The sequence below is a fragment of the Niallia tiangongensis genome (assembly GCF_044704065.1).
GTDB classification, from domain to species: domain Bacteria; phylum Bacillota; class Bacilli; order Bacillales; family Cytobacillaceae; genus Niallia; species Niallia tiangongensis.
In genome coordinates this window covers 3,761,125-3,776,205 of sequence record NZ_CP162613.1, presented here as the reverse complement: position 1 = coordinate 3,776,205, position 15,081 = coordinate 3,761,125, and the positions used below count along the sequence as shown (strand labels likewise).

General features: G+C 34.9%; 16 protein-coding genes and 1 riboswitch. Of the genes, 6 read left to right on the top strand and 10 right to left on the bottom strand.

The genetic code is table 11. The features are described from left to right. Position 1: 1 nt before the first annotated feature. The 4 genes from AB3U99_RS18165 to AB3U99_RS18150 are packed head-to-tail and all read right to left on the bottom strand — an operon-like array spanning position 2 to position 4,607. On the bottom strand, positions 2-1,474 hold the full coding sequence (locus AB3U99_RS18165) for a Na+/H+ antiporter subunit D (RefSeq protein ID WP_400242977.1): 1,473 nt from the start codon (positions 1,472-1,474) through the stop codon (positions 2-4). Continuing rightward, positions 1,467-1,805, bottom strand: a complete 339-nt coding sequence (locus tag AB3U99_RS18160; protein ID WP_400242976.1) for a Na(+)/H(+) antiporter subunit C — start codon at positions 1,803-1,805, stop codon at positions 1,467-1,469. Before AB3U99_RS18160 ends, AB3U99_RS18165 begins: the two co-directional genes overlap by 8 nt. Beyond that, positions 1,805-2,230 (bottom strand): Na(+)/H(+) antiporter subunit B, encoded by a 426-nt coding sequence (locus AB3U99_RS18155; RefSeq protein ID WP_400242975.1) that lies wholly within the window; start codon positions 2,228-2,230, stop codon positions 1,805-1,807. Before AB3U99_RS18155 ends, AB3U99_RS18160 begins: the two co-directional genes overlap by 1 nt. Further along, positions 2,217-4,607: a Na+/H+ antiporter subunit A gene (locus AB3U99_RS18150; protein WP_400242974.1), complete on the bottom strand. Its 2,391-nt coding sequence runs from the start codon at positions 4,605-4,607 to the stop codon at positions 2,217-2,219. The genes AB3U99_RS18155 and AB3U99_RS18150 overlap by 14 nt, the downstream gene beginning before the upstream one ends. Positions 4,608-4,837: 230 nt before the next feature. On the opposite strand from AB3U99_RS18150, the gene AB3U99_RS18145 reads away from it, so the two are divergent. Next, entirely contained in the window at positions 4,838-5,044 is a 207-nt protein-coding gene (locus AB3U99_RS18145) for a hypothetical protein (RefSeq protein ID WP_400242973.1), read from the top strand. 413 nt (positions 5,045-5,457) lie between these two features. Beyond that, the gene (gene kapD, locus AB3U99_RS18140; RefSeq protein WP_400242972.1) at positions 5,458-6,075 is read left to right on the top strand and encodes a 3'-5' exonuclease KapD; all 618 of its coding nucleotides are present in this window, start codon (positions 5,458-5,460) and stop codon (positions 6,073-6,075) included. A gap of 159 nt (positions 6,076-6,234) precedes the next feature. Here kapD and AB3U99_RS18135 read toward each other — a convergent pair whose 3' ends face one another. Beyond that, positions 6,235-6,624 carry a kinase-associated lipoprotein B gene (locus AB3U99_RS18135; protein ID WP_400242971.1) on the bottom strand — a complete coding sequence of 130 codons (390 nt, stop codon included), beginning with the start codon at positions 6,622-6,624 and terminating at the stop codon, positions 6,235-6,237. Positions 6,625-6,753: 129 nt separating this feature from the next. On the opposite strand from AB3U99_RS18135, the gene AB3U99_RS18130 reads away from it, so the two are divergent. Then, a complete protein-coding gene (locus AB3U99_RS18130; protein ID WP_400242970.1) occupies positions 6,754-7,269 on the top strand; it encodes a superoxide dismutase family protein in 516 nt (171 codons plus the stop codon). 49 nt (positions 7,270-7,318) lie between these two features. On the opposite strand, the gene AB3U99_RS18125 is transcribed toward AB3U99_RS18130, so the two are convergent. From AB3U99_RS18125 to AB3U99_RS18105, 5 genes are all read right to left on the bottom strand, one after another. Continuing rightward, positions 7,319-8,593 carry an Nramp family divalent metal transporter gene (locus AB3U99_RS18125; RefSeq protein ID WP_400242969.1) on the bottom strand — a complete coding sequence of 425 codons (1,275 nt, stop codon included), beginning with the start codon at positions 8,591-8,593 and terminating at the stop codon, positions 7,319-7,321. A gap of 383 nt (positions 8,594-8,976) precedes the next feature. Next, positions 8,977-9,522, bottom strand: coding sequence for a polymer-forming cytoskeletal protein (locus AB3U99_RS18120; protein ID WP_400242968.1), 546 nt, complete (start codon positions 9,520-9,522; stop codon positions 8,977-8,979). A gap of 290 nt (positions 9,523-9,812) precedes the next feature. Further along, entirely contained in the window at positions 9,813-10,634 is an 822-nt protein-coding gene (locus AB3U99_RS18115; RefSeq protein WP_400242967.1) for a MetQ/NlpA family ABC transporter substrate-binding protein, read from the bottom strand. A 33-nt stretch (positions 10,635-10,667) separates the two neighbouring features. After that, entirely contained in the window at positions 10,668-11,345 is a 678-nt protein-coding gene (locus AB3U99_RS18110) for a methionine ABC transporter permease (RefSeq protein WP_400242966.1), read from the bottom strand. Beyond that, on the bottom strand, positions 11,335-12,348 hold the full coding sequence (locus AB3U99_RS18105; RefSeq protein ID WP_400242965.1) for a methionine ABC transporter ATP-binding protein: 1,014 nt from the start codon (positions 12,346-12,348) through the stop codon (positions 11,335-11,337). Before AB3U99_RS18105 ends, AB3U99_RS18110 begins: the two co-directional genes overlap by 11 nt. A gap of 130 nt (positions 12,349-12,478) precedes the next feature. Further along, positions 12,479-12,585: riboswitch (SAM riboswitch) on the bottom strand. A gap of 175 nt (positions 12,586-12,760) precedes the next feature. On the opposite strand from AB3U99_RS18105, the gene AB3U99_RS18100 reads away from it, so the two are divergent. The 3 genes from AB3U99_RS18100 to AB3U99_RS18090 all read left to right on the top strand — a co-directional run bounded on the left by AB3U99_RS18100 (position 12,761) and on the right by AB3U99_RS18090 (position 14,932). Then, on the top strand, positions 12,761-13,021 hold the full coding sequence (locus AB3U99_RS18100) for a DUF1871 family protein (RefSeq protein WP_400242964.1): 261 nt from the start codon (positions 12,761-12,763) through the stop codon (positions 13,019-13,021). A gap of 238 nt (positions 13,022-13,259) precedes the next feature. Next, a complete protein-coding gene (locus tag AB3U99_RS18095) occupies positions 13,260-13,760 on the top strand; it encodes an Lrp/AsnC family transcriptional regulator (RefSeq protein WP_400242963.1) in 501 nt (166 codons plus the stop codon). After that, positions 13,760-14,932 (top strand): aminotransferase, encoded by a 1,173-nt coding sequence (locus AB3U99_RS18090; protein WP_400242961.1) that lies wholly within the window; start codon positions 13,760-13,762, stop codon positions 14,930-14,932. The genes AB3U99_RS18095 and AB3U99_RS18090 overlap by 1 nt, the downstream gene beginning before the upstream one ends. The last annotated feature ends 149 nt before the right edge of the window (positions 14,933-15,081 follow it).

Sequence of the window (15,081 nt, the reverse complement as noted above, 5' to 3'; positions counted from 1 at the left end):
ATCACTCCTTTAATACGGCATGTATATAGTTTTCAGGTTGAAGCAAATTCTCAGCAGCTAGAGAAATATAGGGTGAAAGCACCTCTGCTCCAATTCCGATAAGGAAGGAAAGAAGAACTAGTATACAGCCAGGTAATAAAAGTGCTTTTACAGGCTTTTTCGTCACATTATCTGATTCCTCACCCCAAAAACCTTTAACAAATATCTTTATAACGGAAAGTAATACAAAGAGACTGGATAAAACTACAATAAAACTTCCAATATAATTACTTTCTTCAAATGCTCCTTGAATAATAAGTAATTTTCCGACAAACCCACTTAGTGGTGGAATCCCCGCTAAACCAAGTGCTGCAATGAAAAAGGTCCAAGCAAGGAGAGGATATTGCTTCATTAATCCGCTCATGTATTTTAAATTGCTAGTACCTGTAATATAAATCATGACTCCAATTAATAAGAATAGCGCACCTTTTATAATCATGTCATGCAAAAGGTAAAAAATGGATCCGCTTAGGGAAACTGCATTAAAGGTGGAGAATCCAAACAAGATTACCCCAATTGCAGTAACGATATTATAGATAATAATTTTTTTTACGTCGTTATAAGCAATAGATCCGATTGCCCCTAAAATAATGGTTATAAGGGCAAGAATGCCTAATAGCGAAAAGACATAAGAATCCTCGTAAAAGAATAAGGAGTAAGTTCTGGCTATGGAATAGACCCCTACCTTCGTTAATAACGCTCCGAATAATGCAAGTATAGGAATTGGCGCTGCGTTATAAGAGCCTGGAAGCCAGAAAAATAATGGGAAGATAGCTCCTTTTAATCCGAATACGATTAAGAAGAGGACAGCAATGACTGTTAATATTCCCGCTCCTCCTACTTCGCTAATTCGCTCTGAGATTAAGGCCATATTTAATGTACCGACAACAGAATAAATATAGGCAACAGCAATAACAAAGAGTGCAGATGCAACAACATTTACAATAATATATTTTACTGTTTCTCTTAATTGGATTTTTGTATTTCCAAGAACAAGTAGTACATAGGAAGCCATTAACATTACTTCAAAGAATACAAACAGGTTAAAGATATCGCCAGTTGAAAACGCACCAGTAACACCAACTAAAAGAAATTGAATGATCGAGTAATAAAAGTAAGTTTCTCTTTCTCTTTCCATTCCTTTAAAGGAATAAATGATGCAACAAAATGCAATAATGTTTGTAGTTAACACAAGTAGTGCGGATACCATATCTGAAACAATTGTTATTCCAAAAGGAGCATCCCAATTACTCAAATTTACTGTTTGAATGCCTTCATTTTTGATTTGTTCAATCATAAATAGTGTAATAATAATGGAAGCACTGATGCTCAATAAGGAAAAAATACGTTGTAAAATGATTTTCTTATAGAAGAAAATCAAAATAATTCCCGTTAATAAAGGAATTAAAATTGGAAATAGAATTAGATTAGTCATACTTTTTCCCTCTCAATTTCTCCATATTATCTGTCCCCAATTCTTGATAAGTTCTGTAAGCAAGCACTAATAAGAAGGATGTAACACCAAAGCTAATAACAATAGCTGTTAATATTAACGCTTGAGGTAAGGGATCAGAATAATTTTCTGCGTGCTGTCCCAAGAGAGGGGCAGCACCTTTCTTAAGACCGCCCATCGTTAATACTAATAAATGAACCCCATGGCTAAGAAGTCCTGTTCCGATAATAATGCGTAATAGGCTTTTAGAAAGAATTAAATACGTCGCACACATAAACAGAATACCGATAATGAATGCCATTAAGAATTCCATTAGTCATCCTCTCCAATCGTTTGAATAATGGTCATTGTAACGCCCACTACTACTAAGAAAACACCAAGATCAAATAATGCCGCAGTGTGAAGAGACGTTTCTCCTAATAAAGGCAAGTGCACATGTTTATTAAAAAAATGCGTTAAAAATGGTTTATTAGAAAATACTGCGATCATTCCTGTTAAGGTACTTATTAACAGACCTATTGCAGTAACATAGATAAAATTAACAGGGAAGATTTTCTTCACTAATTTTATATCATAAGCAATAAGCAATAGAACAATTGCTCCACTTGCCATCAATCCACCAATAAATCCTCCGCCTGGTGTATAGTGGCCAGCAAAAAAGAGATCAACAGCGTATAGAAGTATCAGAAAGACAATGACTTTTGTGATGGTTTGTAAAACTAAATTATTTATTTTCATTTTTCTTTCCCCCCATTCTCAAGGTAATCATGGAATAAATACCAATCGCAGCAATGGAAAGCACAGCAATTTCAAAGAGCGTATCAAATCCCCTGAAATCAACTAAGATAACATTTACCATATTTTCTCCTGCCGCTTTTAAATACGTATTATCCACATAATATTGAGAAATGGAATCGAACAGTTTTGTGCTATAGGAAGCAATAGCAATTAGCATAACAACGAGTCCTACTAACACAGAAATTACTGCATTTGATAATTTAAAAGGTATACTTTCTTTTTTCCTAGCGTTTCTTGGTAAATGATAAAAACATAGTAAGAATAAAGCTACTGAAACAGTTTCAATTACCAATTGAGTTAATGCAAGGTCAGGTGCTCGAAAAACTACATAGAATAAGGATACTGTATAACCAACTGCGCCTAAAAGGATAATGGAGGTTAAACGTGATTTAGAGAACAAAATGGCAATAGTCGAAATCACAAGAACGATTGATAGAACTACTTCATAGCCTCCAATTGGCGCTAGCCGGGAAGAGTCGATTGTAAATCCATCCTTTGCAAATAAAGTATAAGAAAGAATTAGGATAAAGAATGAAAAGATATAAATCAAATAGGTTCTAAGGGAACCGGTCATATATCTGTTTGTAAGCTGGTTAAATAAATTTTCTGTTTTTCCAAATAACCAATCATATATTCTATTCCAAATAACAGGAATTACTTGATAAATAACAGTCCATTTCTTCAATGTCAAATAAAGGATTATACCAAAAACAATGACTCCAATCGTCATAAACAACTCTGGTTCGAAACCATGCCAATGATAGATATGAAGATCATAAACACCTCCACCATAAATAGATGTAATGGCAGGGGATAGAATGGTATTTGATATTAACCCTGGGAATAATCCAAATATTACGACAAGAGATACTAATAGAATTGGTGAAATTAGCATACCCATTGGTGCTTCATGTGGCTTAGTAGATAATTTTTCAGGTTGATATTTTCCTGTAAAAGTTTTAAAGACAAGAATCATACTATATACAAAGGTAAAGATACTACCAACCCAAGCGACGATAGGTAATAGAACTCCCCAAGTATCTAAATGAAACATATTGAATTCACGAATGTTCAACATGCTCGCAAAGAACATCTCCTTGCTAAGGAAGCCGTTAAATGGCGGGATACCAGCCATAGAAAGTGAGCCAATCAATGCAATTGCAAATGTGATCGGCATAATTTTCATCAATCCACCTAAACGACGAATATCTCTTGTCCCAGTTTCATGATCAACAATCCCAACCATCATAAACAAGCTACCTTTAAAGGTGGCATGGTTGATAAGATGGAAGACTGCAGCCGCTGTTGCAATATAATAAACACTCTCATTATCATAATGGACACCAGCAGCACCAATGCCTAGTAAAGACATAATCATTCCAAGCTGACTTATGGTTGAATAGGCTAGAAGTCCTTTTAAATCGACTTGTCTCACAGCAAAAAATGAGCCGTACAACAGAGTGATAATTCCGACAAGTGATACAATCCAGAGCCAATAACCAGAAACGGCAAATACAGGGCTTAAACGGGCAACAAGATAAATCCCAGCCTTAACCATTGTAGCCGAATGCAAATAACTGCTGACTGGAGTTGGAGCTTCCATTGCGTCTGGTAGCCAAATATGAAATGGGAATTGTGCAGATTTTGTAAATGCTCCAATTAAGATACAAATCATTCCCAGAATAAATAGCGGATGGGAAATAATTGATTCTTGTTGAACTAAAGTAATAATTTCTGAGATGTTAAATGATCCAGTCATTAAATAAAGCAGGATTATGCCAGCTAATAAGGAAAGCCCTCCAAAAACCGTAATAACCATTGATTTAATTGCACCATATCGAGAATTACTTCGATTATTCCAAAAACCGATTAGAAGAAAAGAAGAGATACTTGTAATCTCCCAGAACATATATAGAACAATTAAATTATCAGATAATACAACTCCTAGCATTGCTCCCATAAATAATAGAAGATATACATAGAATTGATTAATCTTTTCTTTGTTTTTATCCAAATAATAGATGGAATAAAGAATGACAAGTGCGCCGATTCCAGATATTAAAAGAGAAAATAGCATTCCAAGACCATCTAATTTTACTGAAAAATCAATACCTAATGATGGAATCCAAGCAATCGATTCTGCTTTTGCCTGCAAATTGGACGTTGCTCCGATATTACTGCAAAAATAAATAAACAGTAATATTGGCAGTGGTAATACAAACCATCCCGTATGTACTCTTTTCATCAATTTATATGCAATAGGAATCAATAGGGTGTATAAAAATGGTGAAAGTACAACCCAGTGAAGAATAGACAAATTAAACCCTCCTTAAACAAAATCTAAATGAAATGTCATTGAAAATGAATGAACATATTAAAGTATAACGCAAAAAAAACCGCTGTGCACATAGGAAACATGAAAATTATTGGACAATATACTCTTCTATTAAATAAGAAGGAACCGGTTTAAAACAGAAAAATTTTTTTGTTTTTTTTGTGTAAAAAACCCACCTTTTTGCTCAAACTAATGGGGAGGTGGTTATATACATGAATATTAAATCAAAGATATGTATTTCCATTTGTTTATTCTCTTTTTGTCTTTTAGTTGGAACTTTCTTAAATAGCTTTCAAAAAAGAGAGTTCTATTCATTAGCTGAGCTCTTAGTAATAGAAGAGGATGCCTCTCTATTTCTAGAAGAAACGATGATCCCATTTCAACCAAGAGAATATATTCGTAAGATGGCAGTGGAATAAAGGTTCAAAAAAAGAGAGGCAGCCTTTAGGGTTTGTCTCTTTTTTTATGTTTTACCGCGGATGAAAAAATATGTGTCGGAAGAATATTTTTTTAAAGTAGGCTTATTCGAAAACTTTACTGCTTTTAACAACTAGCACAGTGAATTGATTTTGCAGTAATAAACAGGCTTCATAAATATGCAAATACACCAATTTTTGAGAAAAGGCATTCTGCTTCTTAAAATCCTCATCAAAAATCTCGGTAAAAAATACAGAAAATTAAAAAGGTTAAGTGATATTCTGTTATAATATAGGTAGATAAATAGAAGGAACCTAGCATAGATATAGCCAAAGTCCGGGAATGCACTTCATAAGGTAAGAATTACTTTGACTCATGATTCATGTGAAATATCGATGAAAAAGAAGGTGAAAGAATGGAAAAGCAACAGTATTTATTTATTGACTTTGAATTCACCATGCCAGAGAAAAGTATTAAGTTTAAGGGGTTTTATCCAGAAATTATTGAGGTTGGTATCGTAGCCGTTGTAGATGATTCAATAAGGGAACATTTTTCTTCTTATGTTGTACCCCGTAAGTTTTCAACACTCTCAAGGAGATGCAAATCTTTTCTACATATTTCACAGGAACAAGTAAATAAGGGGATATCTTTTTATGATTTAATGAAAAAGCTTGAGACAATTAGCAGAGGCTATCAAAATACCGTTGTTACATGGGGAAACATGGATATGAAAGTGCTTAAGGATAATTGTCAAAAGGCGCAAATACCATTTACTTTTCATTGTAAAGAAGTGGATTTGTCAATGGAATATAAGCGTTTTTTTGGTGATAAAAACCAAACAGGCTTATGGAAGGCAGTTAGAGAATACGGAAGAGAAGGCACAGGAAAACATCATCGAGCCCTAGATGATGCTTTGACCACTTATCATATTTTCAAACTCGTTGAACAAGACAAGAAATACATGGGGAAATCAAATCCACCGACAATTGGAGATTTAATTGACATGTCTAAACTACTAAATAAGTTTGCTTAAAAAAGACGAAGATACCATTCCTCGTCTTTTTTATTTGTTTTCAAGATTTAATTTTTCCTTCGGTTGAAGTCTGTTGATTTTCTTCTTATTAATAATCCTTCACGTGAGGAATTTCATCATCTTTTAGTTCTGAAGTAAGTGTTAAACATAGACTTCCATTTAAGATAACTTATAATATTCCGCATCAAGTATTTCTAAGTTTTTCAAACTTTGAGCAGCGAATGCAGAATCGTCTTCTTGAAGGTCCTGACGCATTTTTTCTAAGGCAGCTTGCAAGGATTCGTTATATGATGGAATTGATTCCTCCTTGTACAGCTTGACCATTTTCTTTGGAGCATTCATTTGTTCCCGATAGGAAAGTGCTTTTCGTTCATGGAAAATTTCAACCATAGCCTCTTTCGGCTGATGCAAATCGCCTTGCATTGGATGTTTTAATACTGCAAGTACACGCACTAAATAACTTTGAGGACGTATATCTGTTATTTCCCCTATGTATTTTCCTGTTTTATAAAAGGCAGTTACGATAGAACCAATAGATAGATCTGACAATATAATCCCTCCAAGTATTATTTCCTTTTATAGTATCACAAATATACATTATTTGATAAACGAGATTAACTGCATATAAATGAAGAGTTTTTCAAATACTAATACCAAACCGTCTATGGAGGAAAAACGATGAAAAAACTGTGCTTATTGGCGATTATACTCCTTTTCCTAACCGGTTGTGCCGCAGGTGAAGTAACCAAAGTGGAAGTGGAAATGCATAATGATGTAGGGGATTTATTAGGGACAATAGAACTGCAAGAACAGTCTGAGGGAGTTAAGTTATCGTTAGATTTAAAAGGGCTGACTCCAGGGATTCACGGAATTCATATTCATGAGACAAATAAATGTGATGCTCCTGATTTTCAAGCAGCAGGTAATCACTTTAATCCAGATAATAAAGAACATGGATTGCTTCATCCAGAAGGCGCCCATGCAGGTGATTTACCAAATATTCTTGTGAAAGAGGATGGTACTGTGAAAGCGGAGTTAATGGCACCTCAGGTAACACTTAGAGATGGAAAAACATCGTTATTTACGAAGGATGGAACCTCGATTGTAATTACGGAACAACAAGATGATGGGATGACACAACCTGCCGGAGATTCAGGGGAAAGAATTGCATGTGGTGCAATTAAGAAGAAATAGGTAGAGAAAAAGACCGGAGAACAGGATTCCGGTCTTTTAAGATTTTCTATTACAGAAAAGTTTGGATGAGAATAAAAATATTCAATGCAACAATTATAGTAGCCATTATCCATGATAGAACAGTAATCCATTTTGTATTTACTAAACTTCTCATTATCCGTTTGGAACTAGTAAACATAATTAAAGGAATAAGAGCAAATCCGATTCCAAATGATAAAATTACTTGACTTGCAACAAGTGCAGTGGTTGGGTTAATCCCAATGGCGATAATGACGATTGGTGGAACCATTGTAATCACCCTTCTTACATAGATAGGAATACGGAAATGGATAAACCCTTGCATGATTACATCACCAGACATGGTTCCAACAGAGGAGCTGGATAAGCCTGCGATTAATAAGCCTAGCCCGAATAATGTGGCAGAGATAGGATTAACCAACTCTCCAAAGTAATGAAAGGCTACATCTAAATCCTCGACAAATAGTCCGTTTTTATGGAATAAGGCACTTGAGACAATAAGCATTGCTCCATTAATAAATCCTGCAATTAACATGGCAATGAGAATATCGATGAATTCAAAACGGAAAATTTGTTTTTTCTCTCTATCTGTCTCCCCAACAATTCTTTTTTGCGTTAAGGCAGAATGTAAATAAATTGCATGTGGCATCACTGTGGCACCAAGTATCCCCGCTGCTAAAACGACACTATCTAATCCATCAAATTGAGGGGTAAATAACCCGCTGATTAAAGATGGAACATCTGGCTTCGCAAAGAACATTTGCACAACAAAAGAAAGGACAACAATAAATAACATACCAGTAATTCCCGCTTCTAAGGAACGATAACCTCGTCTTTGTAATTCAAGAATAGCAAAAGATCCGACAGCGGCAATAAGACTAGCTTCCAATAACGGAATGCCAAAAAGAAGATAGATACCAAGCGCAGCACCGATAAACTCTGCTAAGTCAGTTGCCATGATAACAAGTTCACCTTGAATCCATAGTCCGATAGAAACTGGTTTTGGAAATTCTTCTCTAGCTACTTCAGCTAAGTTTTTTCCAGTAGCAATTCCTAATTTTGCTGATAAGGATTGAATGATTAATGCCATGATGTTGGAGAAAAGAATAACCCATAATAATAGATATCCATATTTTGATCCAGCAGCAATATTTGTCGCAAAATTTCCTGGATCAATATATGCAATCGCAGCAATGAAAGCAGGACCTAAAAAAGGGAGTATTCTTTTTAAGCCTTTAACATCCTCATTTAAAATACTTTGTGCTGATTTAGAATGTATTTGTTCTATTGATTGACTTTTTTTCATTTTTTTCACCTGATTTTCCTTTGGTTTAAAAAGTTTCACTGGTGCAACTTTTATATAAAAGATATTCCTAAATCAGTATATTGTCAATCTATTTATGTTATTTTTTTTAGGGAATTTTGTAAACTTAATGGAAGGGTTATTTAAATAGGAAGTAATCTATTTAAAAGTAACTGTTTAGTTCCTTGGTGGTTGAAGCGGGAAATTGAAAAACTGTTTAGGTAAACAAAGGTGCTGGGTCAAAATGGCTGCGGGTATTAACAACAGATTTTACTGAGACCTTCTTTTTAAAACTAAAAAAAACGAACAATTATACATATTTTGTATAATTGTTCGTTTTTTGATGCTAGCTGGAATACTTATGTCCCAGCCTCTTTAAAGAATATTTATTGTACTTCTTGCTCACCGGTTACTTCTCCATCAATTACAGCAGATGATTTGAATTCATCACTTTTATAGTAAACATTTCCATCTACTTTTGCTGTAGTGTCCACGGTGAATCCATTAGCTTCTACATAAACATCTCCAGCAAATGTACCACCTTGGATTTTGAAGTTTTCACTTTGAACTGTCATTTTAGGAGCAGTTAAAGTGAAAGAATCAATGATGTTATGATCTTCGTCTTGTGTATAAAGGCCAAGTTTACGATAAATTGGATTTGCAGCATCGCCTTTATCGTGGAACTCACCTGCAACTACGATATCACTGTCTACTGTTAAATCTTGAAGTGTTGCAACAATCCAAGTACCGTTTTCACCTAATGCATTTACTAATGCATCTGCTTCATTAACGATGGAAGCTGTTGTTACTACATCAGCTGACTCTTCTGCTTTATTTTCTTCTTTTTTTGGTTCTGTGTCTGTATTTCCACAAGCTGTTAAAAGCGCTCCTGCTAAAATGGAAGCAAGTAAAACTTTTGGTGTAGTTTTCATGATTGGTTCCCCCTATATTGTCTTTTGGTTTTATGTGAATGGATTCACAATACAACATTATATTAACACACACTTTGTAGTTGTAGAGAGAGGATGTGTGTCCAATTTGTGAAAGAAATAAGGTGAAAATGTGACTTTGTTTTAATAATCAGAAAATTAATACAGAGGATCTAAATAGTTATTGTCTTGTAAATGGGTGTAAAAACAATCAAGGGAGCTGCGAGGATGAATAATTTCCACCGCGTAGCTCCCTTGATTTATTGTATTATATTTCAGTCACAGTCATTTATTTAATTCATCCACTCAGGCTTTCCAAAGCCTTCAAATTCTTCATCAATTACTTTCTCGAATTCAGCTGATTCCACAGCTGCTTTAATATCTTTAGCAAATGGAGCATCTAAGTCTTTTGTATTAACAACGACACGGTTACGGTATTGATCTAACATATTTTCTAATTGAAGAGCATCTAATAGGTTCATTTTTGCTGCTAGTGCAAAGTTACCTGGAACCGCTGATAAATCTACACTATCAACAGCACGAGGTAATTGTGCTGCTTCAATTGTTTCAAACTTTAAGTTTTTAATGTTTTTCGTTACATCTTTATCAGAGACAGTTAGTGGGTCAGCAGCTGGATCAATTTCAATTAAATCTGCCTCCTCTAAAATTAAGAAGGCACGAGCCGCATTGGTAGGATCATTAGGTATTGCAATTGTTGCACCATCTGTGATGTCTTCTAAGCTGTCAAATTTATGTGAATATATGCCCATTGGTGCAGTCGGAACTGAAATAAGTTCAGATAACTCTAAGTTATTTTGCTCGGCAAAGGATTCCATATAAATTTTGTGTTGGAACAGATTCGCATCAATGCTTCCTTCTGCTAATGCTTTATTAGGTTGTACATAGTCTGTAAACTCTGTAACTTCTACTTTATAGCCTTTATCTTCAAGGATTGGTTTAATTGCTTTTTTTACCATGTCCGCATAAGGGCCGGAAGTTGCACCAATATTAATCTCTTTCTTCTCGCCTGATTCGGCATTGTTTTTTTCTTCCCCACATGCACTAAGCACACTAAATGAAACTAGTAAAAGAATTCCTATAAGTATTTTTTTCATTTGTTTATTCCTCCTAAAAGTCTTTATGTTGAGTTAACGTTTATCCAATGTTTTTGAAATTTTATCGCCAAAAAATTGAATGATTTGGACTAAACAGACGAGAACAACGACGGTTGTAATCATTACTGTATTATCATAACGATAATAGCCATACTGAATTGCAAGATCACCGACCCCGCCACCGCCAACAATTCCAGCCATGGCTGAATAAGCGATTAAATTGATAATGGTGATAGTAATACCTTGAATAATACCTGGTCTTGCTTCTGGAATTAAAACTTGCCAAATAATCATCCAGGGGGATGCTCCAATCGCAACTGAGGCTTCAATTACCCCTTTATCAATTTCACGAAAAGCTTGTTCCACTATTCTTGCAAAAAAAGGAATAGCAGCAACTGATAGAGAAACGGAAGCAGCTGTAGGACCGATTGTTGTGTTGGTAATCCATTTTGCTAAAGGTAATAGGGCAATTAATAGGATAATAAAAGGAATGGAGCGAACCATATTAACAACAAAACCTACAATGTTTTTAAGAAATGTATTTTCTAAAAACAGTCCTTTATCTGTAACAAATAAAAGAATTCCTATCGGTAAACCCACAATAATAGCCACAACAATAGAGATACCAACCATGTATAAGGTTTCAAAAAAAGCAGAATTTAAATCAGGAAGTAATTCAATAATATAATTCCAATCAACGCTAAGAGGCATGATGTATCACCTCCACCTTTTTGGTGCGATCTTTAATATACTGAATCGCTTTCGTAATCTCAGCATCATCACCTGTTAATTCCATTATAAAAATACCAAGTGGATTGTTTTGAATGTATTCGATCTTCCCATGCAGAATATTGCCTTTTACTTGATAGTGCTGAAATGCATCAGAGATAATTCCTTCTTCTGCAATTGCACCTTGAAAGGTAACTTTAATAATTGTCCCTTTTCTCTCTTCTAGGAGATGGTTAGGCAATTCAAATTGAAGAATGCTGTTAACAAAATTTTTAGTAAGCTCCTGCTTTGGATTAGCAAACATATCGTATACTGCTCCTTCTTCAATGACCTTTCCTGCTTCCATAACTGCCATACGATCGCAAATATCTTTCACGACTTCCATCTCATGGGTGATTAGAACGATGGTTAATCCTAGTTCCTTATTAATTTTTTTTAATAAAGCAAGAATGGATTTCGTTGTCGTTGGATCAAGAGCAGAAGTTGCTTCATCACAAAGTAGTACCGTTGGATTATTAGCTAGCGCTCTAGCAATGCCAACCCGTTGTTTTTGACCACCACTTAATTGTGCTGGAAAGACATCTTTTTTATCTGTTAACCCTACCATGTCGAGCAAATCTAATACACGTTTATGTATTTGCTTTGAGGGTAAATTTGCTGCTTTAAGAGCAAAAGCGATATTTTCATAAACGGTTTTACTACTGACAAGATAGAAATGTTGGAAAATCATCCCTATTTTTAAACGAGCAGCTCTTAATTGCCTTTGATTTAACGAAGTTAAGGAAATATTATCGATAATAATTTCACCACTTGTAGGTTTTTCCAATAAATTGAGACATCGAATAAGGGAGCTTTTACCAGCACCGCTATAGCCTACAATTCCGAATATTTCTCCTTTTTGTATAGAGAGAGAAACATGATCCACTCCTACAACTTGTTCTTTTTTCGTTTTGAATACTTTCACTAAATCGTTAATTTGTATCATTCGAGCTTTATCCCCCTTTGCATGAAAATCATTTGTCTTTTAGAGATTGTTATTAGATACAGATTATGAGAACCACTGCACATAAAAAAAACTTCTTTCATCTGGAAAGAAGTATCGTATACATATAGCGATCTTATCTTTCAGAATAAGTCATTCTGCAGGAGTTAGCACCTTCCTTTAGGAAAGGAGGTTGCTGGATGTCATCGGGCCTGTTCCCTCAATCTCTCTTGATAAGTAAATATGAAATTTTCAATAAATGAATAATATAGCTAAAATACTGAATTGTCAATATAAAACTACAATTTAAGTCATCGAATAGCTTTAAATATCGACTTCTTTTTCGACTATGCCCTTTTGTAAGGTTATATGATAGAATAGTTTCAGCCAAAAATGGAACAAGGGAGACCGCAATATGAATAATCAAGAAATGACTTTAGAATTTGTACGTATATTAAATGGATGGGATCCTTTCTCCATTGGAGAGGGAAATTATGATACGGAAATTGCGGATATTCTTCAAGCGTTGCATGATTTAGATGAAGAGGAAGAACTAGCAAATGCAATGCAAGCTATTTATGAATTTTCATTTGAGGAAGTTCTTCCTTTAGAGAATTGCTTAGCAATTTCAAAGAAGCTTATGATTATAAAAAGAAGCGGCATCTGTTCTCTTTAATGGCAGGACAGATTAGTTTCACAGGAGTTATCTGATTAATGCTGTTGGCGAAGTTTACGCTTCGCCTTCGGGTTGATTCGTATCGTTAATTCAATATAAGTATGTTTTTTACGCAACTCTTTTAGAAGTAATTTAGATTAACCCAATTTAAAAATTGAAGCCCAAAATGAAAAATGTACGAAAAATTTAGTGATAATTTGGTATAATGAGAATATTTCAGGCGAGCAGGAGGATGAACATGAGATTAACAGATAAGGAAATTGAAATTGCAGAGATTCTGGAAAAAGATGCGAGGATATCTGACGAAGATATAGCAAAAATGATTGGTGAAGAGTTAGAGAACACAAAAGTAATGATTGCTAAATTAGAAGAAGTAAATGTAGTTGTCCGTTATACATCTATTGTGGATTGGTCAAAAGTGGAAGGTCATGAAGGAGTTACTGCAATGATCGATGTCAAAGTAACTCCTAAAAGAGGGGTTGGCTTTGATGAAGTTGCTCAAAGGATTTATCGATTTAAGGAAGTTAAGTCTCTCTATTTAATGTCTGGGGCATATGATTTATCGGTAATTATTGAAGGGAAATCCATGAATGAAGTGGCAAGATTTGTTTCGGAAAAGCTTTCAACCCTTGATTCTGTAATTTCTACCACTACTCATTTTATTTTGAAACAATATAAACATGATGGAACGATATTTGAACCGTCAGATGATGATAAAAGAATTGTGGTGTCACCATAATGAAGCAAACCAAAAGCTATATTGCACAGAAAGTAGAGGAAATGCAGCCATCTGGAATACGCAGATTCTTTGATTTAGCATCCAGTATGGAAGGAGTTGTTTCTCTCGGTGTAGGAGAACCAGACTTTGTTACTTCTTGGTCAACAAGAGAGGCGGCAATTTTATCACTAGAACAAGGATATACATCTTATACTGCGAATCCTGGACTTTTAGAGCTTCGAGAAGAAATTAGTCATTATATGAAAAAAAGATTTTTAGTTTCTTACGAGCCGACTTCTGAAATAATTGTTACTGTTGGTGCTAGTCAGGCGATCGATATTGCTTTAAGAGCTATACTGAACCAAGGGGAAGAAGTCATTGTGGTGGAACCATGTTTTGTTTCCTATGCACCGTTAGTAATGCTTGCAGGTGGAGTGCCAATTTCTGTGCAAAGTTTAAAGGAAAATGATTTTAAAATCCAGCCACAGCAATTGGAAGAAGTCATTACAGAACGGACAAAAGCAATTATGATTTGTTCACCCAATAATCCTACTGGAACTACCCTTTTAAAAGAGGAATTATCAGCAATCGTATCAGTAGCAGAAAAGCATGATTTGCTTATTCTTTCCGATGAAATATATGCAGAACTTAGCTATGACGAAGAATACACAAGCACAGCTGCTATTGAGGGAGCTTGGAAGCGGACAATTCTTCTCTCTGGTTTTTCAAAGGGTTTTGCGATGACAGGATGGAGATTAGGGTTTGTGTGTGGACCAGAGGAATTAATTCAAGCGATGCTAAAAATTCACCAGTACAGTTTAATGTGTGCACCTACGATGGCCCAATATGCAGGACTAGAGGCATTGAGAAGCGGGCAAAATGATGTAGAAGAAATGAAAAAGAGTTATCGACGGAGAAGGAATTTTATCGTTCAGTCATTAAACGATATGGGATTAACATGTCATGTACCTGGAGGAGCCTTTTACGCGTTTCCTAATATAACATCAACAAAAATGACTTCTGAGATGTTTGCAGAAAAACTATTGATGGAAGAAAAAGTGGCAGTTGTACCTGGCAATGTGTTTGGGGAAAGTGGAGAAGGCCATATCCGCTGTTCCTATGCTTCGTCGTTACAACAATTACAAGAAGCAATGAAGCGAATGAAGCGTTTTGTTGATAAATATTCTTATTAATATAGAGGCTCGGAAATTAAATGACTGATTCTGGGTCTTAAGGGGGATGATAGCTAAATTTTGGAGGATAAATTGGAATTTTCAAAGTCGTTTTTAAAAAAGTGCATATCAAATAAACCACCTATAGTGGATTTTTTTAAAAATGTATT